Source organism: Brevundimonas sp. UBA7534, assembly GCF_002479325.1.
Lineage (GTDB): Bacteria > Pseudomonadota > Alphaproteobacteria > Caulobacterales > Caulobacteraceae > Brevundimonas.
This window is the reverse complement of sequence record NZ_DLMO01000161.1, coordinates 1-25,966: the sequence shown is the minus strand read 5'-3', so window position 1 is coordinate 25,966 and position 25,966 is coordinate 1. Positions and strand designations below refer to the sequence as shown.

At 68.2% G+C, this 25,966-nt stretch carries 24 protein-coding genes, 1 rRNA gene and 1 pseudogene; 15 read left to right on the top strand and 11 right to left on the bottom strand.

Annotated elements, in window-relative coordinates; translation table 11 throughout:
• The 3 genes from B2U11_RS13460 to B2U11_RS13450 form a co-directional block, all read right to left on the bottom strand.
• A 16S ribosomal RNA gene (locus tag B2U11_RS13460) occupies positions 1-357 on the bottom strand; the annotation flags it as partial.
• Between the two features lie 624 nt (positions 358-981).
• Positions 982-1,410, bottom strand: a complete 429-nt coding sequence (locus tag B2U11_RS13455; RefSeq protein ID WP_292072434.1) for a CBS domain-containing protein — start codon at positions 1,408-1,410, stop codon at positions 982-984.
• Positions 1,411-1,500: 90 nt separating this feature from the next.
• Entirely contained in the window at positions 1,501-2,178 is a 678-nt protein-coding gene (locus tag B2U11_RS13450; RefSeq protein ID WP_292072431.1) for a rhomboid family intramembrane serine protease, read from the bottom strand.
• 122 nt (positions 2,179-2,300) lie between these two features.
• Between B2U11_RS13450 and hfaA the strand changes: the two genes are divergently transcribed.
• The 4 genes from hfaA to B2U11_RS13430 all read left to right on the top strand — a co-directional run bounded on the left by hfaA (position 2,301) and on the right by B2U11_RS13430 (position 7,956).
• Positions 2,301-2,738, top strand: coding sequence for a holdfast anchoring protein HfaA (gene hfaA, locus B2U11_RS13445; RefSeq protein ID WP_292072429.1), 438 nt, complete (start codon positions 2,301-2,303; stop codon positions 2,736-2,738).
• Positions 2,735-3,760 (top strand): holdfast anchoring protein HfaB, encoded by a 1,026-nt coding sequence (hfaB, locus tag B2U11_RS13440; RefSeq protein WP_292072427.1) that lies wholly within the window; start codon positions 2,735-2,737, stop codon positions 3,758-3,760. The genes hfaA and hfaB overlap by 4 nt, the downstream gene beginning before the upstream one ends.
• Positions 3,687-4,952: a holdfast anchor protein HfaD gene (hfaD, locus tag B2U11_RS13435; RefSeq protein WP_292072425.1), complete on the top strand. Its 1,266-nt coding sequence runs from the start codon at positions 3,687-3,689 to the stop codon at positions 4,950-4,952. Before hfaB ends, hfaD begins: the two co-directional genes overlap by 74 nt.
• A gap of 109 nt (positions 4,953-5,061) precedes the next feature.
• Positions 5,062-7,956, top strand: a complete 2,895-nt coding sequence (locus tag B2U11_RS13430; protein ID WP_292072424.1) for a M16 family metallopeptidase — start codon at positions 5,062-5,064, stop codon at positions 7,954-7,956.
• 132 nt (positions 7,957-8,088) lie between these two features.
• Here the strand turns inward: B2U11_RS13430 and B2U11_RS13425 are convergent, their stop codons facing one another.
• Positions 8,089-8,985, bottom strand: coding sequence for a hypothetical protein (locus B2U11_RS13425; RefSeq protein WP_292072423.1), 897 nt, complete (start codon positions 8,983-8,985; stop codon positions 8,089-8,091).
• Positions 8,986-9,303: 318 nt separating this feature from the next.
• Between B2U11_RS13425 and ileS the strand changes: the two genes are divergently transcribed.
• Together ileS and mutL are read left to right on the top strand one after the other, a co-directional pair.
• Positions 9,304-12,228, top strand: coding sequence for an isoleucine--tRNA ligase (ileS, locus tag B2U11_RS13420; RefSeq protein WP_292072422.1), 2,925 nt, complete (start codon positions 9,304-9,306; stop codon positions 12,226-12,228).
• A 133-nt stretch (positions 12,229-12,361) separates the two neighbouring features.
• Complete coding sequence (mutL, locus tag B2U11_RS13415; RefSeq protein ID WP_292072420.1) at positions 12,362-14,245, top strand: DNA mismatch repair endonuclease MutL; 1,884 nt, start codon at positions 12,362-12,364, stop codon at positions 14,243-14,245.
• A gap of 12 nt (positions 14,246-14,257) precedes the next feature.
• Here the strand turns inward: mutL and B2U11_RS13410 are convergent, their stop codons facing one another.
• A complete protein-coding gene (locus tag B2U11_RS13410) occupies positions 14,258-15,718 on the bottom strand; it encodes a KAP family P-loop NTPase fold protein (RefSeq protein WP_292072418.1) in 1,461 nt (486 codons plus the stop codon).
• Between the two features lie 70 nt (positions 15,719-15,788).
• Between B2U11_RS13410 and B2U11_RS13405 the strand changes: the two genes are divergently transcribed.
• On the top strand, positions 15,789-16,250 hold the full coding sequence (locus B2U11_RS13405) for a low molecular weight protein-tyrosine-phosphatase (RefSeq protein ID WP_292072416.1): 462 nt from the start codon (positions 15,789-15,791) through the stop codon (positions 16,248-16,250).
• On the opposite strand, the gene B2U11_RS13400 is transcribed toward B2U11_RS13405, so the two are convergent.
• Entirely contained in the window at positions 16,231-16,518 is a 288-nt protein-coding gene (locus B2U11_RS13400; RefSeq protein ID WP_292072414.1) for a hypothetical protein, read from the bottom strand. The genes B2U11_RS13405 and B2U11_RS13400 overlap by 20 nt on opposite strands.
• A gap of 97 nt (positions 16,519-16,615) precedes the next feature.
• On the opposite strand from B2U11_RS13400, the gene B2U11_RS13395 reads away from it, so the two are divergent.
• Together B2U11_RS13395 and B2U11_RS13390 are read left to right on the top strand one after the other, a co-directional pair.
• Positions 16,616-17,119, top strand: a complete 504-nt coding sequence (locus tag B2U11_RS13395; protein ID WP_292072412.1) for an RNA polymerase sigma factor — start codon at positions 16,616-16,618, stop codon at positions 17,117-17,119.
• Positions 17,116-17,700: a hypothetical protein gene (locus B2U11_RS13390; protein ID WP_292072410.1), complete on the top strand. Its 585-nt coding sequence runs from the start codon at positions 17,116-17,118 to the stop codon at positions 17,698-17,700. The genes B2U11_RS13395 and B2U11_RS13390 overlap by 4 nt, the downstream gene beginning before the upstream one ends.
• 202 nt (positions 17,701-17,902) lie before the next feature.
• Here the strand turns inward: B2U11_RS13390 and rsmD are convergent, their stop codons facing one another.
• Complete coding sequence (gene rsmD / locus B2U11_RS13385) at positions 17,903-18,466, bottom strand: 16S rRNA (guanine(966)-N(2))-methyltransferase RsmD (RefSeq protein WP_292072408.1); 564 nt, start codon at positions 18,464-18,466, stop codon at positions 17,903-17,905.
• Positions 18,467-18,469: 3 nt separating this feature from the next.
• Positions 18,470-19,915, bottom strand: coding sequence for a pseudouridine synthase (locus B2U11_RS13380; RefSeq protein ID WP_292072406.1), 1,446 nt, complete (start codon positions 19,913-19,915; stop codon positions 18,470-18,472).
• A 12-nt stretch (positions 19,916-19,927) separates the two neighbouring features.
• Between B2U11_RS13380 and tadA the strand changes: the two genes are divergently transcribed.
• Both tadA and B2U11_RS13370 read left to right on the top strand, forming a co-directional pair.
• The gene (tadA, locus tag B2U11_RS13375; RefSeq protein WP_292072405.1) at positions 19,928-20,386 is read left to right on the top strand and encodes a tRNA adenosine(34) deaminase TadA; all 459 of its coding nucleotides are present in this window, start codon (positions 19,928-19,930) and stop codon (positions 20,384-20,386) included.
• Positions 20,387-20,425: 39 nt separating this feature from the next.
• Positions 20,426-20,851, top strand: coding sequence for an MliC family protein (locus tag B2U11_RS13370; protein WP_292072404.1), 426 nt, complete (start codon positions 20,426-20,428; stop codon positions 20,849-20,851).
• Here B2U11_RS13370 and aroB read toward each other — a convergent pair.
• Positions 20,848-21,954, bottom strand: coding sequence for a 3-dehydroquinate synthase (gene aroB / locus B2U11_RS13365; RefSeq protein WP_292072403.1), 1,107 nt, complete (start codon positions 21,952-21,954; stop codon positions 20,848-20,850). The genes B2U11_RS13370 and aroB overlap by 4 nt on opposite strands.
• Complete coding sequence (locus B2U11_RS13360; protein ID WP_292072402.1) at positions 21,951-22,517, bottom strand: shikimate kinase; 567 nt, start codon at positions 22,515-22,517, stop codon at positions 21,951-21,953. The genes aroB and B2U11_RS13360 overlap by 4 nt, the downstream gene beginning before the upstream one ends.
• A 116-nt stretch (positions 22,518-22,633) precedes the next feature.
• Between B2U11_RS13360 and B2U11_RS13355 the strand changes: the two genes are divergently transcribed.
• The 4 genes from B2U11_RS13355 to B2U11_RS13340 all read left to right on the top strand — a co-directional run bounded on the left by B2U11_RS13355 (position 22,634) and on the right by B2U11_RS13340 (position 25,723).
• Positions 22,634-23,527: a tyrosine recombinase gene (locus tag B2U11_RS13355; RefSeq protein ID WP_292072400.1), complete on the top strand. Its 894-nt coding sequence runs from the start codon at positions 22,634-22,636 to the stop codon at positions 23,525-23,527.
• Between the two features lie 88 nt (positions 23,528-23,615).
• Positions 23,616-24,566: an acetyl-CoA carboxylase carboxyltransferase subunit alpha gene (locus B2U11_RS13350; protein WP_292072399.1), complete on the top strand. Its 951-nt coding sequence runs from the start codon at positions 23,616-23,618 to the stop codon at positions 24,564-24,566.
• A 129-nt stretch (positions 24,567-24,695) separates the two neighbouring features.
• On the top strand, positions 24,696-25,253 hold the full coding sequence (locus B2U11_RS13345; RefSeq protein WP_292072398.1) for a response regulator: 558 nt from the start codon (positions 24,696-24,698) through the stop codon (positions 25,251-25,253).
• Complete coding sequence (locus B2U11_RS13340; protein ID WP_292072397.1) at positions 25,250-25,723, top strand: chemotaxis protein CheE; 474 nt, start codon at positions 25,250-25,252, stop codon at positions 25,721-25,723. The genes B2U11_RS13345 and B2U11_RS13340 overlap by 4 nt, the downstream gene beginning before the upstream one ends.
• On the opposite strand, the pseudogene B2U11_RS13335 reads toward B2U11_RS13340, so the two are convergent.
• A pseudogene (locus tag B2U11_RS13335) lies at positions 25,711-25,966 on the bottom strand (metal ABC transporter permease); the annotation flags it as partial. The gene B2U11_RS13340 and the pseudogene B2U11_RS13335 overlap by 13 nt on opposite strands.

The following is a 25,966-nucleotide window of genomic DNA, read 5'->3' as shown; positions in this document are numbered from 1 at the left end:
TCAGGCTTTCGCCCATTGCGCAAGATTCCCCACTGCTGCCTCCCGTAGGAGTTTGGGCCGTGTCTCAGTCCCAATGTGGCTGATCATCCTCTCAGACCAGCTACTGATCGTCGCCTTGGTGGTCCATTACACCACCAACTAGCTAATCAGACGCGGGCCGCTCCAATGGCGATAAATCTTTCCCCCGAAGGGCACATACGGTATTAGCTCAAGTTTCCCTGAGTTATTCCGTACCAAAGGGCACGTTCCCACGTGTTACTCACCCGTCCGCCACTAACTCCGAAGAGTTCGTTCGACTTGCATGTGTTAGGCCTGCCGCCAGCGTTCGCTCTGAGCCAGGATCAAACTCTCAGGTTGAGTTGACTTCTGACCTAAGCTTGAAACCACATAAGTGGCTCCGGCATTAGTTCTACGTATTCTTGACGAGTTCCCACCCGCTAAGCCCTAAAGCTCAGCGCATGGTATCTTCAAAAAAGACCGCAGAGTGTCAGTGTCGAAATGATCTCCATCTCTGAAGATCGCTAGAACACCGCCGCCTGCGTTTCTCTTTCCAAATCAACAATGTCAAAGACCCAAACCCCCGAAGAGGCCCAACCGTTTAACGCCCAGTCAGCGGCGGAGGCGGCGATTTAGAGACCACCGAACCTCGTGTCAACCGCTTCTTTCGAAGATTTTGCGGAGCGAAGAGCAAACCCTTCAGACCGCAAAAAACCGCCGGAGGGAAGCTGGGCTTCCCTCTGAAACCTTACGTCGGCAATTCGATTGGAGCGCGGAAGGTACCGAAACCGATCTGAGAAAGCAAGAAGTTTTTCGCTTCTGTCTTCCTCCGGAGAGAGCCGGTTCGCACCGCCTCGGCCCCGTCGGCCGGCCCGTTTCCGAGCGAGGCGGCTCTATACGGAGCACCCCTTTCGGCCGCAACCGGATTCTGACGGTTCGGCGAATTTTCTGACGGACCCGCGATAGACGAGCCCCGCGCCCGGCTCAGCCCGCGGCGATATAGGTCTTCAGGCTCTCGGCCTCACGCGCGTGTTCGGCGATCTGGCATTTCACCACGTCGCCGATGGAGATGACGCCGGCCAGCCGCCCCTCGGCTATCACCGGCAGGTGGCGGATCCGTCGATCCGTCATGCGCGTCATCAGCGCCGACATCTCCTCGCGCGGCTCTGCGAAGATGACCTTCTCGGTCATATAGGCGCTGACGGGGCGATCCAGCGCCAGGAGGCCGTCGCGCGCCAGAGCGCGCACCACGTCGCGCTCGGAAAACACCCCGGCCACACTGTCGCCGTCGCAGACGACCAGCGCTCCGACCCTTCGTCCTTCCAGTTCGGCGCAGGCCCGCGCCACCGTAAGGTCCGGCGCGATGGAAAAGACGGCGTTCCCCTTGGTCCTGAGGATCTCGGCGACGAACATCGCGGCTCCTTCTCTCTATGGAGACGACCGCGGGGCCGGAATGGCGACTGGGCCGCTCTCGACCGATGATCGCTCAGTCCGCGCGGGGAATCAAACGCGCGGGGCGTCTGGCGATTCCGGGCCCTTGTCGAACAGGCGCGCCAAGGGCCCGATGGCCAAGATCCCGACCACGAAGCCGACGGCGTGGGCCTCCCAAGCGATCTGGGCGCCCTGCATGCCGGGCGCATAGCCGATCAGCCCGACCACCACATTCACAGCCATCCAGGCCAGGGAGGCGCTGAGCACGCGCCGGTCGGTCAAGGGCAGCACCCTGCCCTGCCCGCCCATCAACCGCGTCGCCGCGCCGATCAGGCCGAACACGGCGCCGGAGGCCCCGACCATCGCCTGGGTCGACCCCCAGTGAATCAGCCCATAGCCCAGCGCCGCCAGGGCGCCGCAGGCCACATAGAAGAGAAGGAAGACCGTCGGCCCGACCCTGTCCCCGAACAATCGCGCGACCGGCGCGCCGAAGGCTAGGGCGGCGATGGCGTTCATGATCGCGTGCGCCCAGCCGCCGTGCAGCAGCATGGAGGTGAACAGAGTCCCCCATCGGTCGTCGGCCAGATCCGCCGGCGCGAAGGCCATGCCGGCCCCCTCGTCGGGCAGGCGTTGCTGAAAGAAGAAGAGCACCGGCATGGACGCGGCGATCAGCACCACCGTCAGCGGGGCGTTGAACATCCGCTCCCGGCCCGGAGGCGGCGCATCGAATCGGCCGTGGGGATCGGTCATGCCCTCAAATGCGCAGCGACCGACGCAATCTCAAGCGCTTCTTAATAACCTTAACCGAGATTAGGCATGGGTCGACAATCCGACCCGCACTGTTTTTCGTGCGCGAGGAGCGTCCAGAAACCATGTTCGCAAAGACGCTGATCGCCGCGAGCGCCCTCGTCGCGGGAACGCTGTTCCCCGCCCTGGCGGAGGCTCAGACCGCCGGCTCCGGCGGCGCCTCCCAGTTCCAGCAGGGCTATGGCTCGGCTCGGTCCAGCACAACCAGCGGCACGACCGGATCCACGCGCGACGCCAATGGCAACCGTCTGATCGTGGACGGAATCATCCAATCGGGCGCCTCGTCCTATTCGCGTCAGACCGGCGGCGTGGCCAGCGCCTACAGCGGGGCCGGCTACGGATCGCGTTCGGGTACGACCATCGGCGGCTCGACCGCCATCGGCAACCAGCTCAACGTCGTGGTCCAGGGCAGCTGGAACACCGTGATCGTCAATTCGAACCAGACCAACAACGGCGACGTCACCGCCGGCACGGCCCTGAACGGAACCCTCGACCTGCCATGAGCCGCACACACACACCTTCCCGTCTCCGTTCGCGCGCGGTCGCGGCCACGGCGGTCGCCGCCCTGGCCCTGGCCGGCTGCGTCAGCCCCACGGCAGGTCCGTCGGGCCTCTACGCCACGCCCATCGGCAATGCGCCGGTGACGTCGAACCCGACGCCCTACTCCACGGCGCTGTACTGCCTGGCGGACTACGCGCGGCGCTACAACCTGCCCTCGCCGCGCATGGCGGTGGGCCGGATCAGCGATTACACCGGCACCGTCTCCTCGGATGGCGGGCGCCAGATCACGGGCGGCGCCTCGCTGATGGCGACCTCGGCCCTGGCCAAGGCCGGCGCGCGGATCGTCGAACGCTACGACACCTCGGTGTCCGAGCTGGAGCTGCGCTACGCCAACAACAAGCTGATCGGCGACCAGGCGCCGGACGCGCCCGAGGACACCCAGTATCGCCGCATCCTGGCCGGCCAGGTGCCCGGCTCGGACTTCTACGTCGTCGGCGGCATTACCGAGGTGAACTACAACATCCGCTCGGGCGGCTTCGACGTGGCCGGCGGCGAGGTCGACAGCGACACGCCCGGCTCGGGCATCGTCACCCACCGCGTCTTCGTCATGAACATCGCCATGGACCTGCGTCTGGTCCAGACCACCACCCTGGAGGTGGTCGACGTCGTCTCCTATCAGAAGCAGATCATCGGCCGCGAGATCTCCGCCGGTGTCTTCGACTTCCTGAACGGCAACGTCTTCGACATCTCGGCCGGCACGGGCGGGTTCGAACCGGTGCAACTGGCCGTCCGCGCCCTGGTGGAGCGCGCCACGGTCGAGTTCATGGCCAATCTCTACGGCGCGCCGGGCCCGGAGATCTGTCTGAACCCGGCCAACGATCCGCTGGCCGATTCCACGGTCGGCCCGACCGGCGGCTATTATCCCGCCTATCCCAACACGGACACGAACAATGGCCAGACACGCGCCGATCCGTCTCGCTGGCATGATCGCCGCGACGGCGACGTTCGCGGCAGCCGCTACTGAGGCGCCGGCCCAGCAGGCGCCGGTCTGCGATCCGCTGACCGGCGCGGCCTGCTCCAGCAATCAGGTCCAGACCGGCGACGTTCTGTCCTCTGTCAATCTCGACGTGGGCGTCGGCCAGCTTCAGGTCTCCGTCGAGACCCAGGGCAATGTCTTGCGCGGCGGCGTCGTCGGCACGTCCGGCGCGATGATCTCGCGCCAGGACAATCGGGGCCTTGTGCAGGGAGGAGTCGTCCTGGCGGTCTCTGGGGCCGAGGACGGCGCGACGATCGACAATCACGTGCGAGGCAACAACTTCGAGGCCTATACGGGCGACGCCGTCTTCACCGTCGATGCAGCTCAGGTCTCCACAGGCCCGGCGGTCCGGGCCAGCACCGACATCCAGGCCGGCGACAGCGCGATCACCGGCGGCGGCTACGTGTCCACCTCGGCCACGGCCAACAACGTCGCCATCGGCGGTCCCCGCTCCCAGGTGTTGGGCGCCATCGACCAGACCGCCCAGACCACGGTTTTCTCCGAGACGGTCGCCGACATCCGCTACGTCCCGGCTACGGCCTCCTTCTCCAGCCGCGCGACCGCCAACGCCGTCCAGGCCGGTACGACGGGTTCCTCGCATCAGGACCTGGCCATCCGCCAGGAAAACCGGGCCTCCACCACCGTCGCCCAGACCGACGTCTATATCGACAACGCCTGGGACGTGTCGGCCGACGCCCAGGCGCGCGGCAACTACGCCGACGCCGGCAACGAGGGCGGCTCGATGGTGATCCGTTCCGACCAGTCCAACGCGGGCCGCGTCCGCGCCGAGACACGCCTCCGCACCGATCTCTACGGCGCTGCGTTGGCCACGGCCCGGGCCGTGGCCAACGAGACCATCGCCGGCAACGACGACATCTATCTGTCGCTCGACAACACCCAGATCAACACCGGCGGGGTCGAGGCCGTCGCGACCTTCCAGGGCAATACGGGCTATGACGCCTACGTCGGCGCCGACGCCATCGGCAATGCGGTCAGCGGCTACGTCTGCTCGACCTGCGGCGGCGAGGTGAACGTCTCCAACACCCAGGTGAACTCCGGCGACGTGTCCGCCGTGGTCAACGTCGGCGCGGGCCGAACGGGCGGGAGCCGCGCCGCCGTGGTCGGCGCCAACGCCGCGGGCAACAGCGCCACCTTCTACGTCTCGCGTCCGGGCGGCTGATCGTCGCTCTTGGGCGAGACGACGCGCAGCGTCGCTTGCCGCCATCCGCCGTCTCGCCTACTCCCTTGGGGCCGCTCCATCGGGGGTTGCGGCTTTTCGGAGTGAATTTATGCGTTCTGCGCGTCGCCTGCTTCTCGTCGCCGTCTCGGGCCTTGCCCTGAGCACGGGGGCCTTCGCGGCGCCCGCCTTCGCTTTCGCCCAGGCCGCACCCGCGGCCACAGTGGCGCAGGTCGCGCCCTCCGATCCTTGGCCCCAGGCGGCCAGCGACATTCCCGCCGATCCCTCGGTGCGATTCGGCCTGTTGCCGAACGGCATGCGCTACGCCCTGCTTCGCAACGCCACCCCGCCGGGCCAGGCGTCGTTCCGCCTGCGCATCGACGCCGGCTCGCTGATGGAGACCGACGACCAGAAGGGCCTGGCGCACTTCATGGAGCACATGGCCTTCAACGGCACCAAGGACATCCCCGAGAACGAGATGCTGCGCATCCTCGAACGTCTCGGCCTGGCCTTCGGCGCGGACACCAACGCCTTCACCAGCTTCGATCAGACCGCCTATGTGCTGGAACTGCCCAACACCAAGGACGAAACGGTCGACGCCTCGCTTCACGTGCTGCGCCAGATGATGGGCGACGCCCTGATGGCGCCGGACGCCATCGACGCCGAGCGCGGCGTCATCGTCGGCGAGGAACGCACCCGCAACAACCCACAGCTGCGCGTGCTCAAGACCCAGCTGGGTCTGCTGGCCCAGGGCCAGCGCCTGGCCGAACGCCTGCCCATCGGCGACCTGGACATCATCCGCACAGCCCCGCGCGAGCGGTTCGTCGCCTTCTATGACGCCTATTATCGCCCCTCGCGCGGGACCTTCATCGCCGTCGGCGACTTCGATGTCGATGCGATGGAAGCCAAGATCCGCCAGGCCTTCGGCGACTGGACCCCCAAGGCGGCCGACGGCCCGGAGCCCGATCTGGGAACGGTCGCCCCGCGCCAGCCCGAGACCGCCATCATCGTCGAGCCGGGCGTGCAATCCTCGATCCAGATCAACTGGATCAAGGCCCCGGACCTGGACGCCGACACGGTCGCCGAACGCACCACCGACCTGCGCCGCAGCCTGGGTCTGGCCGTTCTGAACCGCCGACTGGGCGAGATGGCGCGCGCCGACAACCCGCCGTTCCTCGGGGCCGGCGGCTCTTATCAGCAGTTGTTCAACAGCCTGGACGCCGGCACGATCGCCGTCAGCTTCAATCCGGGCGAATGGAAGCGCGCCCTGGAGGCGGTCGAGCAGGAAGGCCGCCGGCTGGCCGAGCATGGCGTCACCGACGCCGAACTCCAGCGCGAGATCACCGACTACCGCACCGCCCTTCAGAACGCGGTCGCCACCGCCGCCACGCGGTCCACGCCCGCCTTGGCCAACAGTCTGCTGGGCGCGGTCAACGACGACCGCGTCTTCACCACGCCCCAGGAAAGCCTGACCATCTTCGAGGCCGCGGTGAAGGACCTGACCGCCGCCCAGGTCAACGCGGCCGTGGCGCCGGTGTTCGAAGGCCAGGGGCCGCTGGTCCTGTTCTCGTCCCCGGTCCCGGTCGAGGGCGGCGAGACCGCCGTCACCGCCGCATTGGAAGCTTCGCGCCAGGTTCCGGTCAGCGCGCGCGCCGAACAGGCCGCCCTGAACTGGCCCTACACCGACTTCGGAACCGCCGGCGTCCCGGCGGAACGCACCGAGGTCGCCGACCTGGGGGCCACCCTTGTTCGCTTCCCCAATGGCGTGCTGCTGAACATCAAGCCCACCAACTTCCGCGACGACCAGATTCTCGTCAGCGCCCGCACCGGCATCGGAGAGCTGGGGCTGCCGGCGGATCGGGTCACCGCCCTGTCCCTGGCCAATCCGGTCCTGGCGCCCGGCGGCGTGGGCAAGCTGACGCTGGACGAAATGACCCGCGTGCTCAGCGGCCACGTCTATAGCGCCACGGCCCAGTTGGGCGGCGACGCCTATGTCTTCAGCGGGGCCACCCGCCCCGAAGACCTTCAGCTGCAGATGCAGGTGCTGGCCGCCTATCTGACCGATCCCGGCCTGCGCGCCGCGCCGTTCGAGCAGATCAAGACCTTCTTCCCGCAACTTCTCCAGCAGTTGAGCGCGACCCCGGCCGGCGTGTTCCAGCGCGACGGCTCGGGCCTGCTGGCCTCGGGCGACCGTCGCGAAACCTTCCCGACCGCCGAAGAGATCGCCGCCATGAGCATCGACGAGCTGCGCGCCGGCGTGCCCGCGGCCCTGGCCCACGGCCCGATCGAGATCACCGTGGTGGGCGACGTCGACGTGGACGCCGCCATCGCGGCCGTGGCCTCCACCTTCGGCGCCCTGCCCGCGCGCGGCCCCGCGCCGACGCCCGCCCCCGCCTCTGCCCAGCGCCGATTCCCGGCGCCGGACGCCGCGCCGGCCCGTCTGACGCACGAGGGTCCCGCCGACCAGGCCCTGGGCTTCGTCGCCTGGCCGACCACCGACCAGATCGGCGACCGCACCACCGCGCGCCAGCTGTCGATCCTGTCCGATGTCCTGCAGCTGCGGCTCAACGACGAGATCCGCGAAAAGCAGGGTCTGGCCTATTCGCCGAACGCCGGCTCGAACAGCTCCGACATCTATCCCGGCTATGGCTACGTCTCGGTCACGGCCCAAACGCCGCCCGAGGCCCTGCCCAAACTGTTCGAGACGGTGGACGCCATCGCCGCCGATTTGCGCGACAATCCGGTCAGCGAGGACGAACTGAACCGCGCCCGCCTGCCGGCGGTCGAGCGTATCCGCCGCAGCATGGCCGACAACGCCTATTGGCTGCAGCAGTTGTCCGAGGCCCAGTCCGAGCCCGCCTCGCTGGACCAGACCCGCAGCCAGATCGCGGTGTTGGAATCCGTTTCGCCGGCGGACCTGCAACGGCTGGCGCGGCAGTACCTGACGCCCGCCGCGGCCTGGCGTCTGGAAGTCGTCTCCGACAAGGCCGCCGCTCCGGCCCAATAAGGCCCCTGATGAAAAAGGCCCCGGTCCAACGCGGACCGGGGCCAGTCTTCAGGATCGTCGACGGAGAGCCGACGGTCGCATCCTCTCATCCGGCGCGTGAGCCGGGCCTGAACGACGCCGTTCGGCTCAGGTTCAGAAAACCCGGCCGCCGACGCCGCCGTCCAGGGTGATCGTGCCGGTCATGACCGCTGTGCCCTGAACCTGCTCCTCGCGGTATTCGGTGTATTCCTCCTCGCGGTAGAGCGTCAGGATCTTGATCCCCGCGCCGTAGCGCCGCAGCAGCGACCGCTCGTTGCAGTCCCGCTCGGGCTTCTCGGGCCGGCACTCCAGCTTGCCGCCGGCGCCGAACCACAGGGCCTCGTGCTTGCGGCACGTCAGGGTCTCGCCGTGGTCGAAGCTGATGTCGCCGTCATAGTCGGCGATGGTCGCCTGCAGCCAGGTTCCGGCCAAGCAGCGATACAGCTCGCCGTCGTAGCCTTCGCCCACCTCGCGGTCGGGCCGGACCTGAGAGGCCGGGTGCGGAACCTGCCGGTCGTCGATGCAGACGGCCTGGATCACCACCCGCTTCATCATGCTGCGGAAGGCGGTATAGGGCGTGCGCACGGTCTGCATGGCCATGCCTTCGACGGCGAGGCCCTGGATGGTCGTCGGCGCGGGCGATTCGACGCTGACATAGGCCGAGCCGCCGCCGTAACCGTAGCCATAGCCTGAACCAAAGCCCCGGCTGCTGCTGAACCCGCCGGCGCGCGCGTTGACGTAGGAGCTGGCTCCCGCGTTCGCATTGGCGTAGGCCCCGGCGTTGACGTTGACGTTCACGTTCACATTGCCGTCGCCAGGCGGGTAGGTCGGCGGATAAGGCGTGCAGCCGCTATCGCAAGAGGGCGGCGGCGGCGGCGGGGGCGGTTCGCAGCACGGCGGGGGCGGCGGCTCGCACCCAGAGCCGCACTGCGCCGCAGCGGCGCCGGCCATCGCAGTCGCGGCCAAGCCCGCTCCCAGCGCCAGCATCCAGTTTCTGATCCGCAGCCTCATGGGCAGGGCTCCCGAGCGTGTTCAAGGCGTCGGCGAGGCGCAACCCGGCCGATCATCCCTTAACCAAAACGTCAAAAGCCTTTCGTTTCCGTTGAGACGCCGCGCTTTTCCGGGATGGCGCGATGCCGCACCGTTCTGCTAGACCGGCCGCACAATGATCGTCCGCGTCTCCATTCGCCTGATTTCGATTAGCCGCCCGGCGTAGCGCCCCAAAATCTTTTGGGGGTGGGCCTTGCGGCTCCGCGCACGCCGGGAAGACCGCCCCCACGAGGGCGAACGAAGACAGCGACATCACCTTCACGACGCCGAGACGACCTAATGGCCGACGCCTCCGACACCCCCGAAACCGCTTCCGGCCGCGATTATCGCGACACCGTCTTCCTGCCCGAAACGCCGTTCCCCATGCGCGGCGGCCTGCCCCAGAAGGAGCCGCTGATCCTTGAGCAGTGGGGCGACCTGTACGGCAAGCTCCGCGCCGAGCGTCAGGCTCAGAACGCCCCGCTCTATGTGCTGCACGACGGCCCGCCCTACGCCAACGGCGACATCCACATCGGCCATGCGCTGAACAAGACTCTGAAGGACTTCGTGGTCCGCAGCCGATTCCTGCTGGGCTATGACGTCGACTACGTCCCCGGCTGGGACTGTCACGGCCTGCCGATCGAATGGAAGATCGAGGAGCAGTTCCGCGCCAAGGGCCGCCGCAAGGACGAGGTGTCCAAGGACGAGTTCCGCGCCGCCTGCCGCGACTACGCCGGCAAGTACATCGACCTGCAGCGCGACCAGTTCCAGCGTCTGGGGGTCGTCGGCGATTTCGCCAACCGCTACGCCACCATGGACTTCGCGTCCGAGGCGGCCATCGTCGCCGAGTTCCACAAGTTCAAGAACTCGGGCCAGCTCTATCGCGGCTCCAAGCCCGTCATGTGGTCGCCGGTCGAACGCACCGCCCTGGCCGACGCCGAGGTCGAGTATCACGATCACGTCTCGCCCACGATCTGGGTCAAGTTCCCAGTCACGGGCGTCTCGGACGACCATCCGGACGATCTGCTGTCCTTCCGCAGCAGCACGCCCTCCATCGTCATCTGGACGACGACGCCCTGGACCATCCCGGCCAACCGCGCCATCAGCTACGGCCCCGAGATCGCCTATGGCCTCTATGAGGTCACGGCCATGGAAGAGGGCCTGGAGTTCGAGCCCTGGGCCAAGCCCGGCGACCGCCTGATCCTGGCCGACAAGCTGGCCGAGGAGGTCTTCAAGGCCGCCAAGATCGCCGCCTGGACTCGCGTCTACGACATCAATCCGTCGGGCCTGGAGACCGCCCACCCGCTGGCCGCGCTGGACAGCGGCTACGGCTTCTCCGTGCCTCTGCTGGCCGGCGATCACGTCACCGACGACGCGGGCACGGGCTTCGTCCACACCGCGCCCGGCCACGGCGCCGACGACTTCGAGGTGTGGAAGGCCCACGGTCATCACGAAGTGCCGGACACGGTCGACCCGGACGGCGCCTATTATCCGACCGTCCCCCTGTTCGCGGGCCTCAAGGTGCTGGAGACCGAGGGCAAGAAGACAGGCAAGTTCGGCGCCGCCAACGGCGCGGTGATGGAAAAGCTGATCGAGGCCGGCAATCTGCTGGCGCGCGGGCGGCTGGAGCACTCCTATCCGCACTCCTGGCGCTCCAAGGCACCGATCATCTTCCGCAACACCCCCCAGTGGTTCATCCGCATGGATCAACCGCTGAAGAGCGGCGATACCCTGCGAGAGACGGCGCTGAACGCCATCGACGCCACCGCCTTCCACCCGGCGACGGGCAAGAACCGCATCCGTTCGATGGTCGAGGGCCGTCCCGACTGGTTGGTCAGCCGCCAGCGCGCCTGGGGAACGCCGCTCGCCATGTTCATCGACAAGCAGACGGGCCAGCCCCTGCACGACCCCGAGGTCGACGCCCGCATCGTCGCCGCCGTCGCCGAACACGGCGCCGACATCTGGTTCACCGCGCCGGACAGCGACTTCCTGGGCGCCCACGACCCGTCCCGCTACGAGAAGGTGCAGGACATCTTGGACGTCTGGTTCGACTCCGGCTCCACCCACGCCTTCACCCTGGACCCGCGCACGGCCGAGCACGGCTACAGCGGCGACCGCCCGGCGCACTGGCCGGCCGACCTCTATCTGGAAGGCTCCGACCAGCACCGCGGCTGGTTCCAGTCGTCCCTGCTCGAAGGCTGCGGCACCCGCGGCCGGGCGCCGTTCAAGGCGGTCCTGACCCACGGCTTCACCCTGGACGAGAACGGGGAGAAGATGTCCAAGTCGCGGGGCAACACCACGGACCCCCTGACCATCATCAAGGAATCCGGCGCCGACATCCTGCGCCTGTGGGTCGCCCTGGTCGACTATTCGGACGACCAGCGCATCGGCAAGCAGATCCTCCAGACCACGGTCGACGCCTATCGCAAGCTCAGGAACACCGTCCGCTATCTGCTGGGGGCCCTGGCCGGTTTCGACGAGGCCGAGCGGCTGACCGACTACGACCAGTTCCCGCCGCTGGAAAAGTTCATCCGACACCGTTTGTGGGAACTCGACGCCCAGGTCCGCGCAGCCTACGCCGAATACCGCTTCCAAGACGTGATCCGGCCGATCCTCGACTTCTGCTCCGGCGACCTGTCGGCCCTCTATTTCGACATCCGCAAGGACGCTCTCTACTGCGACCGGCCCGACTCGATCCGCCGCCGCGCCGCCCGCACCGTGATGGACGAGGTCTTCGCCCGCCTGACCGCCTGGCTGGCCCCGCTGACCCCCTTCACCATGGAAGAGGCCTGGACCACCCGCTTCCCCGACGCGGGCACGAACTGCGCCCGCGTCATCCCGGACACCCCGGCGGCGTGGGAAAACGCGGCCGAGGCGGATCGCTGGGCCCGCATCGACACGGTCCTGTCGGCCGTCAACGACGCGCTGGAAGCGGCCCGCCGCGACAAGCGGATCGGCGGGGCGCTGGACGCCTGGCCCACGGTCATCGCCCCGGCGGACCTTCTCGCGCCGTTCGACGGGCTCGACGCCGCCGAAGTGTTCCGCACCTCGGGCGCCGAACTGGTCGTGGGCGGCGACGCGGCCTCGGTCGAGGTCAAGACGGCCGACTATCCGAAATGCGCGCGCTCCTGGCGCCGTGTCCCCGACGTCGGCTCCGATCCCGCCTACCCCGACCTGTCAGCCCGCGACGCCGACGCGGTGCGGTATTGGGACCAGGCGCGCTAAGACCGACGCAACTGTCTCCTCCCCATCGCGAGCGATGGGGAGGGCGACCGCCGCCGGAGGCGGTGGTGGAGGGGCTCTTGAGGCCCTCACCCGCCGTGGCGCGAATCCCCGGCGCGTCCTATCTTCGTCGGCCATGCCCATTCGTCGCCTCCCGCCCGAGACCGTCAACCGCATCGCCGCCGGCGAGGTGGTCGAGCGGCCGGCCAGCGCCATCAAGGAACTGGTCGAGAACGCCCTGGACGCCGGCGCCGCCAACATCGAGATCCAGGCCGACGGCGGCGGGCTGTCGCGCATCCTGATCGCCGACGACGGCAAGGGCATCCCGCGCGGGGAACTGCCGCTGGCCATCGAACGCCACGCCACGTCGAAGCTGGAGGCCGACGACGCCGGCGACGTCGATCTGCTGCGCATTCACACCCTGGGCTTCCGGGGCGAGGCCCTGCCCTCCATCGGCTCGGTCGCCCGCCTGTCGATCACCACGCGTTCGCGCGACGAAGGCGACGCCTGGGCCATTCGCGTGGAGGGCGGCGACCCGCGCCCCCTGGCCCCCGCCGCCTTCCCCGGCCCGCACGGCGCGCGGGTCGAGGTGCGCGACCTGTTCTACGCCACTCCCGCCCGGCTCAAGTTCATGAAGTCCGAACGCGCCGAGTCCATGGCCATCTCGGACGAGATCAAGCGCCAGGCCATGGCGCACGAGGCCGTCGCCTTCACCCTGTCGCTGGACGGCAAGACGACCCTGCGCCTGCCCGCCGAGCCCCCCGGCGACGAGGGCCGCCTGCGCCGCCTGTCCGCCCTGCTGGGCCGCGACTTCGAGGCCAACGCCCTTCTGATCGACCAGGAACGCGACGGCGTGCGCCTGTCGGGCTATGCGGGCCTGCCGACCTACAGCCGGGGCAATGCGGCGCATCAGTATCTGTTCGTCAACGGCCGCCCGGTGAAGGATCGGCTGCTGCAAGGGGCTTTGCGCGGCGCCTACGCCGACTTCCTGGCGCGCGACCGGCATCCGGCCGCCGTCCTGTTCCTGGACATCGATCCGCTTCATGTCGACGTCAACGTCCACCCGGCCAAGGCCGAGGTGCGGTTCCGGGACCCCGCCCTGGTGCGCGGCCTGATCGTGGGCGGCCTACGCCACGCCCTGCACGCCGCCGGCCACCGCGCCTCCACCACCGTCGCCGCCGACGCCCTGTCCGGGTTCCAGGCCCACACCGGCTTCGCATCCGGCCCCGCCTACAGTCCCAGCGCCCCGTCGGCGCAAGGGTTCAGCGGCTGGACAGGCTGGTCCCAGCCCGCCGCCGCCGCGCAAGTCCTGCCCGGCCTCAACGAACGCACCGCCCGCGTCGAACCCGGCTGGGACAGCCCGTCCTGGCCCCAGCAGGCGACGGCGCCCGCCGGTCACGATTCCCCCGTCGCCCATCACGCCCCGGCCGACCCCCTCGATTACCCCCTGGGCGCCGCACGAGGCCAACTCCACGCCAACTATATCGTCGCCCAGACCCGCGACGGCCTGGTCATCGTCGATCAGCACGCGGCGCACGAGCGGCTGGTCTATGAGCGGATGAAGGCCCAGATGGCCGAGGGCGCCGTGACCCGCCAGGCCCTGCTGACCCCCGAGGTGGTCGATCTGGACCCCGCCGAGGCCGAGCGAGTCGCCGGGCGGGCTCAGGAACTGGCCGAGATGGGCCTGATCGTGGAGGCCTTCGGCGCCGGCGCCGTCCTGGTGCGCGAAACCCCCGCCATGCTGGGCGATACGGATGTCCAGGGCCTGATCCGCGACATCGCCGACGATCTGTCCGAACACGGCCAGGCCCTGTCGCTCAAGGAACGCCTCGCCGCCATCTGCGGCACCATGGCCTGCCACGGCAGCGTCCGCTCGGGCCGCGTCCTCTCGGCCCCCGAGATGAACGCCCTTCTCCGCCAGATGGAAGCCACCCCCCACTCCGGCCAATGCAACCACGGCCGACCCACCTATGTGGAGCTGAAGCTGCACGATCTGGAGAAGCTGTTCGGGCGGCGGTGAAAGAAAAATTACTTAAGAGAAATGGGCTACCGCCTCGATCAGTCGGGGGTAGTTTGCAGGATGGGACAAGTCGTCAGAACTTTTATTAAAAATGTATTCGCTCAACGACGTTGCAACCCTATTCCCACTGTTGATTGAACTAATCATTTCGCTTTGGCTTGATGATCCTATTTTTGTCGCCTGAGAAAAATAACCATCTGGCGACAGTTCGTCATATCTACCGTCAAAGCTGTCAGAATACAGAACGTATTTCCAGCTTGGAACATGCTCTACGGTCAGCTCACCCGGGTTGATATGGAGCGATTTTGCAATCACGTGCGGCATCAAAACTGGCATAAAAAGTCTATTAGGCGCGGTCACAGCAAGGCATGTCTCAAGTATATCTCCAACAGAGAATGTTGACCTCGCATTGACTCCATACATTTCCATGTAACGAGCAATCATACGCGAAGGATCGTCATGCCTTTCGACCTTTCCGCGCTCTTTGGTTTGCAAACATTCTAGCCTAGCAGAATCCAATGACAGCTCTCGCGCAACATGGACTACGAGCGGCTGCAGGTCAGGAATTCCTAGCGTATACTGCCGATCAATAAATCGACGAAGATACGAAACTCCGTCGAATTCGGGCCCATATGCCGCCTTTATGGCCTTCGACAGCTGGCCAGAATTCAACCCAAGAACAAACACTATGCCGGCAACATCGAAGAGATGCTTCAGTTCTTCAAGTAGCTTTATGGCGTACGGCGGGCGGCAACGATCAAGCTCGTCAATTATAACAACTATGGGAACTGTAAGAGTAGTTCTATCTATCGATCTCACCAGATCTTCTAAGCTACGCTTAAGCTCCGCTATAGCAGATTGACCTGCCTCAAAATTTGCAATTTTGTCAGCCATCAACTTAGTTGATGATTTTTGTGCAATACCATCGACCAAACCATCACCGAAGATAGTACCTGCATCTTGAAGCGTATCTTTAAATTTTTCCTCGTCTTCGGAATTTATAATATTTGAAAGTTCGTCAGATACAGACTCTGTAAGTGCAATCGCTACAGCTTTTTTTAAAATTCCTTTTCCGACGATTTTCGCAATATTACCGACTTTTCCGGTAACGACCTTCATAGAGGTCGCAACCGCTTTGTCCTTGGCGGTCAGCGGACCCAATGCCTTTGAAAGCGTGGCCGCAATAGCAGTCAGCGGATCATCAGCTAAGTCGTCAGCCCAAGCATCCACAAAGGCCACCGGATGCTTGACGCCAAGATGCCGCGAAAGACGCTTTAGGAAGTATGATTTTCCTGTCCCATATTCTGCATCGACAGAGATGGTGAAGCCTTTGTGGTCTTCCCGAAGGTTGGGCCGACCAGCAATGCTCTCGATGTAAGCAGCCAGCATGGTCGCATCCTTCTGGCGAGAAAATAGATCGCCTGCCCAGATTTCAGCATAAGGATTGATCGGCAAGGAGTTAGAATCGGACATCCTTGAAGTGTGCAAATACAAATTTTGGATTGCAATGCCCTAACGACTTAGTGGACCTTCAGATCACCCCATGCCCTCCATCCTCTTCGTTTGCCTCGGCAACATCTGTCGCTCGCCCCTCGCCGAGGCCGCCCTGCGCGCCGAGGCGGAGCGCCTCCGGCTCGACCTGATCGTCGATTCCGCCGGGACCGGGAACTGGCATGCGGGCGAGGCGCCGGATCCGCGGGCGCAGGCGACGGCGCGGCGGCATGGGGTCGACATCTCGGGCCTGAAGGCGCGGCAGGTGAAGCCGGCGGACTTTCGTCGCTTCACCCACATCGTCGCCCTGGACCACGACAATCTGGAGAACCTGCGCCGCCTGCGGCCCGACGATGCGAGCGCCGAACTCAGCCTGCTGCTCGACCACGTCCCCGGCCGCGAGGGCCAGGCCGTGGCCGATCCCTATTTCGGGGACGACGACGGCTTCGAGGTCACCTGGGCCGAGGTGACGGCCGCCGCCCGGACCCTGGCGCTCAGCCTGCGCGGCCGGTGATCTTGCGCCAGATGCGCTTGCGCGCCTCGACCACCGAGACGCCCAGCAGCGCCGCCGTGGTCCAGAACAGCGCCTCGGTCGCCACCGCCGCCACGATCGCCAGCGTCAGCCGCGTCCCCCGCTCCACGTCCAGGTAGAGGCCGATCCCCAGGGAGATCCAGGCCGCGACCGCCGCGACCAGCAGCAGGACGGCCAGCAGCTTCAGGAACCCCTTGCCCCGGGTCAGGACGCCGGGCTTGGCGGCGGAAGTTTCGATCTCGACGGTCATGGCGAACTCCTTTGGTTTTTTGACGCCTGACGTGAAAGTCTCGGCGGCTGGCTGAGTCTTTCATCCCGACCGACGATTTTTCCGGAGAGCGCCGCGCTTGGGACGCGACCAGACCTTCGAAGCCCTGCTGGCCGAGCACGGCGCCATGCTGCGCCGCATCGCCTCGGCCTATGAGGCGGATCGCGAGCGGCGGCGCGAGCTGGAGCAGGACATACTGCTGGCCGTCTGGCGCGCGCTGCCGAAGCATCGCGGAGACGCGCCGCTGCGCCATTTCATCGCCCGCGTGGCCCACAACCGCGCCGTCACCCATGTGGCGCGCGAGGCGGCCGAGCCCCGCCGCCAGCCGCTGGACGAGGCCGCGCCTTCCGACGCGCCGACGCCGCACGACACCGCCGAGACGCGGGATCTGCAGGTCCGGCTCGCTGATGCGGTGCGCGCCCTGCCCCTGTCTCTACGCCAGCCCGCCCTGCTGACGCTGGAGGGTTTCGCCCCGGCCGAGATCGCCGACATGCTGGGTCTGAACGCCAACGCCGTCTCCATCCGCCTGACCCGCGCCAAGGCCGCGCTGCGCGAGGCGCTCAATCCGGAGGACCATCCATGATCCCGCCCCCCGAAGATCGCCCCGACGACTGGTCCGACCTGACGCAGGCCTGGGCCGCCACGCCGGACGACGGTCCGCCCCTTGACGCCGCCCTGATCCGGTCGCTGCGCCGCCGCGACCGGCTGGCCCGGCTGAACTTCCTGTCCGAGATCGTCGGCGGCCTGGCCGTGGTCGGCGTCATGGGCTGGGCGCTGTGGCGCGGCGTCGACCTGCCGGTCGTCCTGGCCGCCCTGGGCTTCGCCGTCTTCGCCCTGCTGATGACGCTGTGGTCGCGGCGGGGCGATCCCGGCCTGCTGACCGACACGCCTCAGGCCGTGCTGCGCTCGGCCCTGGGCCAGGCCCGCACCGGCTATCGCTGGGCGCTGGCCGGGGTGGCGATCAGCCTGGCGGGCATGGTCTTCCTGATCGTCATGCTGCGGCTCGCCGAACCGGTCGCCGAAATGCGCGGCCCGATCCTGGCGGGCGCCGGCCTCTTCCTGGCGGCCTGCATCGGCTTCTATTTGCACCATGCCCGCCGCTGTCGGCGGCGCATGGCCGCGCACCAGGCCGCGCTCGACGCGCTGCTGAATGGCGGGGACTGAGCCGCAAGCCTTCCTAATTCTGAAAAGGAAAGTCCGACCGATCAACGGGTTGAGCTGATGATGCGGCGATCGACCTCGCACAGGTCCGGGGCGTGATAGGATGCCCTTCACGTTTACCGAGGTCGGAGGTTCCCCCGTTGCACCCTATTGCACTTGCACCCTTTTCGCCGGTGCAGTGCAATGGTCCTTCAGGCGCCGCGCCTCATTCAACTCGCAGAAAGAGAACCCGCGCCGCGCCATAGTCGCGCGCATCCAGCCGCTCATAGCCCGGCGTGTCGATCTCGGCTTCGTCCGATCCGCGTTCGAACACCACCAGGGCGCCGGGCTTCAACCAGCCGCCCTCCTTCAGCCGCGCCAGCGTCTGTTCCCCCAGCCCCTTGCCGTACGGCGGGTCCAGGAAGGCCAGGTCGAAGGCCTCGCCGGCCGATCCCGGCCGCACGCCCAGGTCGGTCGCGCTGCGCCGATGCACCCGCGTGCGCCCCATCAGGCCATAGGCGTCGGCGTTCTCGCGGATGGCGCCGCGCGCATCGTCGTCGATCTCGACGAACAGGCAGAAGGCGGCCCCCCGGCTGATCGCCTCGAAGCCCAGCGCGCCCGATCCGGCGTACAGGTCGATGACCCGCAAGCCCTGCAGGCTCTCGCCCCAGGCGGCGTGCTCCAGCACGTTGAACACGGCCTGGCGCGCCCGGTCCGAGGTCGGGCGCGTGCCCTGCCCCTCCGGCGCGACGATGGCGCGGCCCTTCAGATTTCCGGCGACGATCCGCATGGATCAGCGCGGCGTGCGCGGCTTGCCGCCGGGGCTGCGTCCGCTGGTCCCCGACGGGCCGGCGGGCTTGCCGCCTGTGCGGGGCTTGAAGTCGCGTCCGCCGGGCTTGGCGCCAGAACGGCCGGCGGGTTTGCGCCGATCGTCGATGAACTGATCGTCGCGGGGCTTGAAGACGCGCTTGGGCCGGTCGCCGTCCGCCCGCGTCGGCCGCTCGCCCTCGGGGGCGGTGCGTTCGCGGGGCTTGAAGCTCTTGGTGTGCTCGAACTTGGGCTTTGCCTTGGCCCAGCCATCCTTCTTGGGCGCCCGCTCGCGACGCTCCACCGCCTCGGCCTGGGCGCTCTCGGCGGCGCGCACGCGGCTGGGCTTGCGCGACGGGTCCGACATGGCCGAGCCGGAGCGGCCCTTCACGATCGGCGTCGAGATGCGGCGGCCGGGGATCGGCGCGGGCGTCTCGACCGTATTGCCCGTCGGCAGGTTCTCGGGCCGGATGTGCTCGCCCAGCAGCTCGCGGATCACGCGCGGTCCGACCTCCTCGACCGACCCGACCGGCAGGACGTCCAGGCGGAACGGCCCATAGGCCAGGCGGATCAGGCGATTGACCGTCAGGCCGACCGATTCCAGCACCTTCCTGACTTCGCGGTTCTTGCCCTCGGTGATCGACACCGAGACCCACAGGTTGGCCGGCGCCTTGCCGTCTTCCGACTTGCTTTCCTTGGCCTTGTCCAGCGTCGCCTCGATCGGGCCGTAGGACACGCCGTCCACGACCACGCCGTCCTTCAGCTTGTCGAGGTCGGCCTGGGTGATCTTGCCGCGCGCCCGGGCGCGGTACTGGCGCACCAGGGCCGTCGACGGCAGCTCCAGCGCCCGGCTCAGCTCCCCGTCGTTGGTCAGCAGCAACAGCCCCTCGGTGTTCAGGTCCAGCCGCCCGACCGAAATCACGCGCGGCAGGCCCGCCGGCAGGGCGTCGAACACCGTCGGCCGCCCGGCGGGGTCGTTGTGGCTGGTCAACAGGCCCGCCGGCTTGTGATAGCGCCAGACCCGCGTCGCCTGGGCCGCGCCGATGGGCTTTCCGTCCACGGTGATCACGTCGTCGCGGGTCACCAGGGTGGCGGGCGTGTCCAGGATGCGGCCGTTGACCGCCACCTTGCCCAGGCCGATCAGCCGTTCGACCTCGCGGCGCGAGGCGATGCCGGCGCGCGCCATGGCCTTGGCGATTCGCTCGCTGCGGACCGGGGCGGCGTCGGCCTTGCCGGACTTGGGGGCTGGCTTGGCGCCCGCGCGTGGGCGATCGCCCGTCGGCTTGTCGCCGAAAGGCTTTCGCGGCCTGTCGCCGAAGGGGGCCTTCCCGTCGCCGCTCTTGCGGGGACCGGAGGATTTGAAGGGCCGGGGCGACCGTTCGTCTTGACGGGCGCGGGGCTTCTTGTCGTTGTCGTCTGTATGGCGGACCATGATGAGCGGTTCATGCGCATGGCGCTGGACCAAGCGCAAGCGGCGGCGGACGCGGGAGAGGTCCCGGTGGGCGCAATTCTGGTCGATCCGGCCACGGGAGAGGTGATCGCGACCGGCGCCAACGGCCCCATCGGCGCCCACGACCCGACCGCCCACGCCGAGATCGTCGCCCTGCGCCGCGCCGCGACGGCGCTCCAGAACTACCGCCTGACCGGCCTGACCCTCTATGTCACGCTGGAGCCCTGCGCCATGTGCGCCGGCGCCATCAGCCACGCCCGCATCGGCCGGGTCGTCTGGGCCGCCGACGACCCCAAGGGCGGCGCCGTGATCCACGGCCCGCGCCTGTTCGATCAGCCCACCTGCCACTGGCGCCCGGCCGCCGACTCGGGTCCTCTGGCGGAGGAGGCGTCGACGCTGCTCCGGTCCTTCTTCCGCTCACGGCGGGGAACGGCGGCGTCGGGCGCACGTTAGGACGCCGCGCCAAGCGGCGCCGTGGGAGGGACGACTGTCTTGATAAAGCTGGATCCGCCGCAATCCATCCTGTTCGCGGGCCTGGCGGCCCTGACCGTCATGACCGCCTGCGGCCCCGATCCGTCGCGCGCCCCGACCACCGGCGACGAGGTCAAGGAACGGGCCATCGAGGCCCAGACCGCGCGCAAACGCACAGGCGCGGAGGTTCAGGACCGCATCCTCAACAACGTCATCCACGCGGTCTATCTGTGCGACAACGGCGAGCGCCTGACCGTCGACTTCGACAATCCGCGCGAGATGGCCACCGTGCGCAACTCCTCTGGCGAGGCGGTCGACCTCTATCAACAGCGCGCCGCCGACGGCATCTGGTACCGCGCCTCGGGCGTGGAACTGCGCGGCAAGGGCGTCATGGCCACTTGGTCCGTCGAAGGCCGTCAGTCGACCGACTGCCGCGCGGTGGATTAGGCCGCCGCCCCCTCTTCGACCAAAAAGGCCCTGACGCTTTCCGCATCGACGCCCTTGGCCACGAAGGCCTGGCCGATCCCATGAGCCAAGATCAGGGTCAGCGCTCCGCCCTCGGCTTTCTTGTCGCCCGCCATCAGGGCAAGCAGGCGATCCGCGTCGAACGTGCCCGCCTGATCCAGCCGTGTCGGCAGGCCCGCCGCCGCGATCACGGCCTCGACCCGTCGGGCGTCGGCCTCCGCGCACAGGCCCTCGCGCGCGGAATAGCGGAAGGCCAGGCAGCACCCCAGGGCCACAGCCTCGCCGTGCGCCAACGCGGCCTCCTCGAAGCCCAGTTCCGCCTCCACCGCGTGGCCGAAGGTGTGGCCCAGGTTCAGCAGGGCGCGGCGGCCCGCCTCCTTCTCGTCTTCGCTGACGACGGCGCTCTTGATCTCGACCGAGCGCACCACGGCCCGCTCCAGCGCCGCCGGATCGCCGCGCGCGCCATCCGCGCCCTCGCCCGCCAGCCAATCGAAGAAGGCGGCGTCGCAGATCAGCCCGTGCTTAAGCACCTCGGCCCAGCCCGAGCGCAGTTGCTTGTCCGGCAGGGTCGCCAGCACGTCGATGTCGGCCAGGACCAGACGCGGCTGATGAAAGGCGCCGACCAGGTTCTTTCCCCTGGGCGTGTCGATCGCCGTCTTGCCCCCGACCGAGGAGTCCACCTGCGCCAGAAGGGTCGTCGGAACCTGAACGAAGTCGATGCCCCGCATGTAGAGCGCCGCCGCCAGCCCGGCCAGGTCGCCCACCACCCCGCCGCCCAGGGCCACGACCACGTCCTTGCGGTCCAGCCCGATCTCCAGCAGTCGATCCAGCACCCGCTCCAGCTGAGCAAAGGACTTGGACGCCTCGCCCGCCGGCACGGTGACCGTCTCGGTCCGCACCCCGGCCGCCTCCAGCGAAGCCGAAAGAGTGTGACCGTGGATCGCCACGACCGTCTCGTCGCTGACGATCACCGTCCGGCCCCGAGCCAGCGAGGCGATGCGTTCGCCCGCGCGCGCCAAGAGGCCGCGCCCCACCACCACATCATAGGGCCGGAAACCCTGGCCGCCCACGGGAAGGGTCTTCATGTCTTCGTCTCCGCGCGTCGCTTGCGCCGCCAATGCCGGCGCAGTTCGCGGTGGATGGCGTCCACCGCCTGACCGTGAGAGCCCTCGCCCACGTCCACCGTCAGGTCCGCCTCGCCGTAAAGCGGGTACCGCGTCTCGGCCAGGCCCGTCAGCACCTCCAGCGGATCGCGCCCGCGCAGCAGGGGCCGCGTATCGCGACGGGCCACCCGTTCCGCAATGACGCCCAGGTCGGCCCGCAGCCACACCGTGTCGGCCCGTTCGCGCAACAGCGCCCGCGTCTCGGCGTTCATCATCGCCCCGCCGCCCGTGGCCAGCACGATCGGCGGTCCTTCCAGAAGGCGGCGCATGACCCGCGCCTCGCCGGCCCTGAACTCGCCCTCGCCCATGCTGGCGAATATCTCGGCGATGGTCATTCCGGCCGCCGCCTCGATCTCGACGTCGCCGTCGGCGAAGGGCAGCTTCAGCCGGTTGGCCAACCGGCGCCCCACCGAGGATTTGCCCACTCCCATCAGCCCCACCAGCGCTATGGTGCGTCGCGGCGGCGGATTCGCGCGTCGTCTCATCCGGGCGTTCCGGCGAACAGACGTGGAAAGAAGGCGGCGCGGCGGGCGGACATGATCGACCAACCCTCTACACGATGCGCCGCCTCGCGCCATACGCCGCGGCGCCGGATCGTCCGATGACGCCCCAGATCGAGGCCTTTCTGGAGATGATGGCGGTGGAGCGCGACGCCTCGCCCCACACCCTGGCCGCCTACTCGCGCGATCTGGCCGACGCGGAGACGGCGACCGGCGGCCTGATGCACGCCGATGCCGAAGGGCTGGAAACCTGGTTCGCCGACCTGTCGCGTCGGGGCCTCTCGGCCGCCACCGCGGCGCGGCGCCGTTCGGCCGTACGTCAGTTCTATCGCTTCGCCCTGGCCGAGGGCTGGCGCGCCGACGATCCTTCTCGCCGCCTGGACGCGCCCAAGCAGGGGCGCGCCCTGCCCAAGGTGCTGTCTCGCGACGAGATCGACCGCCTGCTGCAGGCCGCCGCGCGCAAGGATGCGGCCGCCGGCCTGCGCCTGGTCGCCCTGGTGGAACTGGCCTACGCCTCGGGCTTGCGCGTGTCGGAGCTGCTGGCGCTGCGGGTCGAGGCCGTGCGGCGCGACCCGGCCTATCTGATCGTGCGCGGCAAGGGCGGCAAGGAACGCCTGGCCCCGCTCAACGGCGCGGCGCGCGAGGCGGTGAAGACCTGGCTGACCGCACGGGACGCGAAACGCAAACCCGAGGCGGCCGACAGCGTCTGGCTGTTCCCTTCGTCTGGCCGCTCAGGCCATCTGACGCCCCGCCGTTTCGCCCAGTTGCTGGACGAGGCCGCCCTGGCCGCCGGGCTGGATCCGGCGCGGGTCAGCCCCCACGTCCTGCGCCATGCCTTCGCCACCCATCTGCTGGAAGGCGGCGCCGACCTGCGCGTGGTCCAGACCCTGCTGGGCCACGCCGACATCGCCACGACCCAGATCTACACCCACGTCGCCACCGACCGGCTGACCCAGGTGGTCCAGCAGAACCACCCCTTGGCGCGGGACGACTGAACCCCCGCTTGCCCGGCGGCGTTGACGTCTCTAGGTTCCGCCGCCTTCCCTTGGGTCGCCCCGCGCCCCGCTGTTCCGGACGCCTTAGATGGCCACGCACTACCTCGACTTCGAAAAGCCCATCGCCGATCTGGAAGCCAAGATCGCGGAGCTGTCGGCCCTGTCCGAAAGCGCCGGCTCGTTCGACGCCGAGATCGCGGGCCTGCGCCGGAAGGCCGACCAGCTGCGCAAGAAGACCTACGCAGGCCTGGACCCCTGGATGAAGACCCAGGTCGCCCGCCACCCCCAGCGCCCGCACTTCGTCGACTACGTCCAGGGCCTGTTCACCGACTGGAACGAGCTGCACGGCGACCGCCAGTTCGGCGACGACCAAGCCATCCTGGGCGGCCTGGCCCGGTTCCGCGGCCGGCCGGTGGTGGTCATGGGCCACGAAAAGGGCCACGACACCGACACCCGGCTGCGCCACAACTTCGGCATGGCCCGGCCCGAGGGCTATCGCAAGGCCGTGCGCCTGATGGACATGGCCGAGCAGTTCGGCCTGCCCGTCCTGACCTTCGTGGACACCGCCGGCGCCTATCCGGGCCTGGGCGCCGAAGAGCGCGGCCAGGCCGAGGCCATCGCCCGCTCCACCGAGCGCGGCCTGACCCTCGGGGTCCCCTCCATCGCCACCATCACCGGCGAGGGCGGTTCGGGCGGCGCCATCGCCATCGCCGCCGCCAGCCGCGTGCTGATGCTGGAGCACTCCATCTATTCGGTCATCTCGCCCGAGGGCGCCGCCGGCATCCTGTGGCGCGACGGCGCGCGCGCCAAGGACGCCGCAATGGCCATGAAGATCACCGGCCCGGACCTGATCCAGCTGAAGATCGTCGATCGCCTGATCGAGGAACCTGTCGGCGGCGCCCACACCGAGCGCGCGGCCGCCATCGCCACGGTCGGCGACGTCCTGGCCGAGGAACTGAAGACTTTTGACGGCCTGACGCCCCAACAGATCAGGAAGGCCCGCGCCGACCGCTTCTACGCCATCGGCGCCCTGGCCTGACCGCCATCTTCACACGGCATTTGGGCGAACAGCGTTAACGCCCTGTCCACCCTGAATTGCGACCCTGTCGGAAGCTGACGGGGAATCGAACATGGTCCGCATCACGGGATCGAAACGGCGCGGCGACGCATGACCACGCTGGGCGATTCCCTGCGCGAGAGCGCGGTCTTCAATCTGGGCGGCGCGGTCACCATGATCGTCGATGATTCGCCGTTCTCTCTCACCCTGACGTCCAACGCCCTGGCCGGCTTCGGCATTCGCCCGGCCTTCACCGTCGGCAGCGGCGGAGAGGCCAAGCGCATCCTCCAGGAAAAGCCCGTCGATCTGCTGGTGGTCGATACCGACATGCCCGACATCGACGGGTTCGAGTTGGTGCGCTGGCTGCGTCGCTCGGGCCTGAACCAGAACGCCTTCTCTCCCATCATCATGACGGCCAGCCACATCCGGCGCGGACGCCTGAACCAGGCCCGCGACTGCGGCGCCAACTTTCTGGTCACCAAGCCCTTCAGCGCCGCCATGCTGCTGGAGCGAATCCTGTGGGTCGCGCGTGACAACCGCCCCTTCCTGGAGGTCGGCGACTACTTCGGTCCCGACCGGCGCTTCCGCGACGAGGAATGGGACGGCCCCGAACGCCGCGCCGACCGCATGGGCGCGACCAAAGCCTCCAACACCGTGGAGATCGCATGACCGTCATCACCCACGTCCAGCGCAAGTCGCGACTGGCCCAGATGGTCGACAAGCCCGGCGGGATCAGCGTCGGCGTGGCCCTGGCCCAGGCCAAGGCCAATCTCGACGGCCTCCAGGACCAGGCGATCGCGTTGATCGCCCAGAACATCGCCGCCCTGCTCACGCCGCCGACGCCGGGCCTGCCCGAGAAGATGCGCCTGGACATGGCCTACGCCTCCTCCAGCCAGATCATCGACGCGGCCAGCCCGTTCGCGATGGACGACCTGTGCATCGCCGCGCGGGGTCTGTGCGATCTGCTGGACGCCGCGCCGCGCGACGGCGGCTTCGACTGGCGCATCCCCACGGTCCACGCCCAGGCGATGAAGCTGTTGCTGGCCCTGCCCGGGGACGCGACCGAAGCCCGCCAGGCCATCGTCGACAATCTGCGCGAGGTTCTGCGGCGCAAGCTGGGCGCCGGTCAGGCGGGCTGATCCACCCGGCCCGCGCGGGTCTGCTTCTTCCAAAGCGCCGCGTATTCGCCGCCGACGCGGGCCACCAGTTCATGGTGGGCGCCCCGCTCGACGATGCGGCCGGCTTTCAGCACCAGGATCTGATCGGCGTCGGCCACGGTCGACAGCCGGTGCGCCACCACCAAGGTCGTGCGCCCGGCCCGCGCCTTTCTCAGCGTCTTCTGGATCGCGGCCTCGGTGCGGCTGTCCAGCGCGCTGGTCGCC

Excerpts from the sequence above, each read along its gene's own strand:
- B2U11_RS13455 (WP_292072434.1), bottom strand. The coding sequence starts at position 1,410 with ATGTTCGTCGCCGAGATCCTCAGGACCAAGGGGAACGCCGTCTTTTCC.
- B2U11_RS13450 (WP_292072431.1), bottom strand. The coding sequence starts at position 2,178 with ATGACCGATCCCCACGGCCGATTCGATGCGCCGCCTCCGGGCCGGGAG.
- hfaA (WP_292072429.1), top strand. The coding sequence starts at position 2,301 with ATGTTCGCAAAGACGCTGATCGCCGCGAGCGCCCTCGTCGCGGGAACG.
- hfaB (WP_292072427.1), top strand. The coding sequence starts at position 2,735 with ATGAGCCGCACACACACACCTTCCCGTCTCCGTTCGCGCGCGGTCGCG.
- hfaD (WP_292072425.1), top strand. The coding sequence starts at position 3,687 with ATGGCCAGACACGCGCCGATCCGTCTCGCTGGCATGATCGCCGCGACG.
- B2U11_RS13430 (WP_292072424.1), top strand. The coding sequence starts at position 5,062 with ATGCGTTCTGCGCGTCGCCTGCTTCTCGTCGCCGTCTCGGGCCTTGCC.
- B2U11_RS13425 (WP_292072423.1), bottom strand. The coding sequence starts at position 8,985 with ATGAGGCTGCGGATCAGAAACTGGATGCTGGCGCTGGGAGCGGGCTTG.
- ileS (WP_292072422.1), top strand. The coding sequence starts at position 9,304 with ATGGCCGACGCCTCCGACACCCCCGAAACCGCTTCCGGCCGCGATTAT.
- mutL (WP_292072420.1), top strand. The coding sequence starts at position 12,362 with ATGCCCATTCGTCGCCTCCCGCCCGAGACCGTCAACCGCATCGCCGCC.
- B2U11_RS13410 (WP_292072418.1), bottom strand. The coding sequence starts at position 15,718 with ATGTCCGATTCTAACTCCTTGCCGATCAATCCTTATGCTGAAATCTGG.
- B2U11_RS13405 (WP_292072416.1), top strand. The coding sequence starts at position 15,789 with ATGCCCTCCATCCTCTTCGTTTGCCTCGGCAACATCTGTCGCTCGCCC.
- B2U11_RS13400 (WP_292072414.1), bottom strand. The coding sequence starts at position 16,518 with ATGACCGTCGAGATCGAAACTTCCGCCGCCAAGCCCGGCGTCCTGACC.
- B2U11_RS13390 (WP_292072410.1), top strand. The coding sequence starts at position 17,116 with ATGATCCCGCCCCCCGAAGATCGCCCCGACGACTGGTCCGACCTGACG.
- rsmD (WP_292072408.1), bottom strand. The coding sequence starts at position 18,466 with ATGCGGATCGTCGCCGGAAATCTGAAGGGCCGCGCCATCGTCGCGCCG.
- B2U11_RS13380 (WP_292072406.1), bottom strand. The coding sequence starts at position 19,915 with ATGGTCCGCCATACAGACGACAACGACAAGAAGCCCCGCGCCCGTCAA.
- tadA (WP_292072405.1), top strand. The coding sequence starts at position 19,928 with ATGCGCATGGCGCTGGACCAAGCGCAAGCGGCGGCGGACGCGGGAGAG.
- aroB (WP_292072403.1), bottom strand. The coding sequence starts at position 21,954 with ATGAAGACCCTTCCCGTGGGCGGCCAGGGTTTCCGGCCCTATGATGTG.
- B2U11_RS13360 (WP_292072402.1), bottom strand. The coding sequence starts at position 22,517 with ATGAGACGACGCGCGAATCCGCCGCCGCGACGCACCATAGCGCTGGTG.
- B2U11_RS13355 (WP_292072400.1), top strand. The coding sequence starts at position 22,634 with ATGACGCCCCAGATCGAGGCCTTTCTGGAGATGATGGCGGTGGAGCGC.
- B2U11_RS13350 (WP_292072399.1), top strand. The coding sequence starts at position 23,616 with ATGGCCACGCACTACCTCGACTTCGAAAAGCCCATCGCCGATCTGGAA.
- B2U11_RS13345 (WP_292072398.1), top strand. The coding sequence starts at position 24,696 with ATGACCACGCTGGGCGATTCCCTGCGCGAGAGCGCGGTCTTCAATCTG.
- B2U11_RS13340 (WP_292072397.1), top strand. The coding sequence starts at position 25,250 with ATGACCGTCATCACCCACGTCCAGCGCAAGTCGCGACTGGCCCAGATG.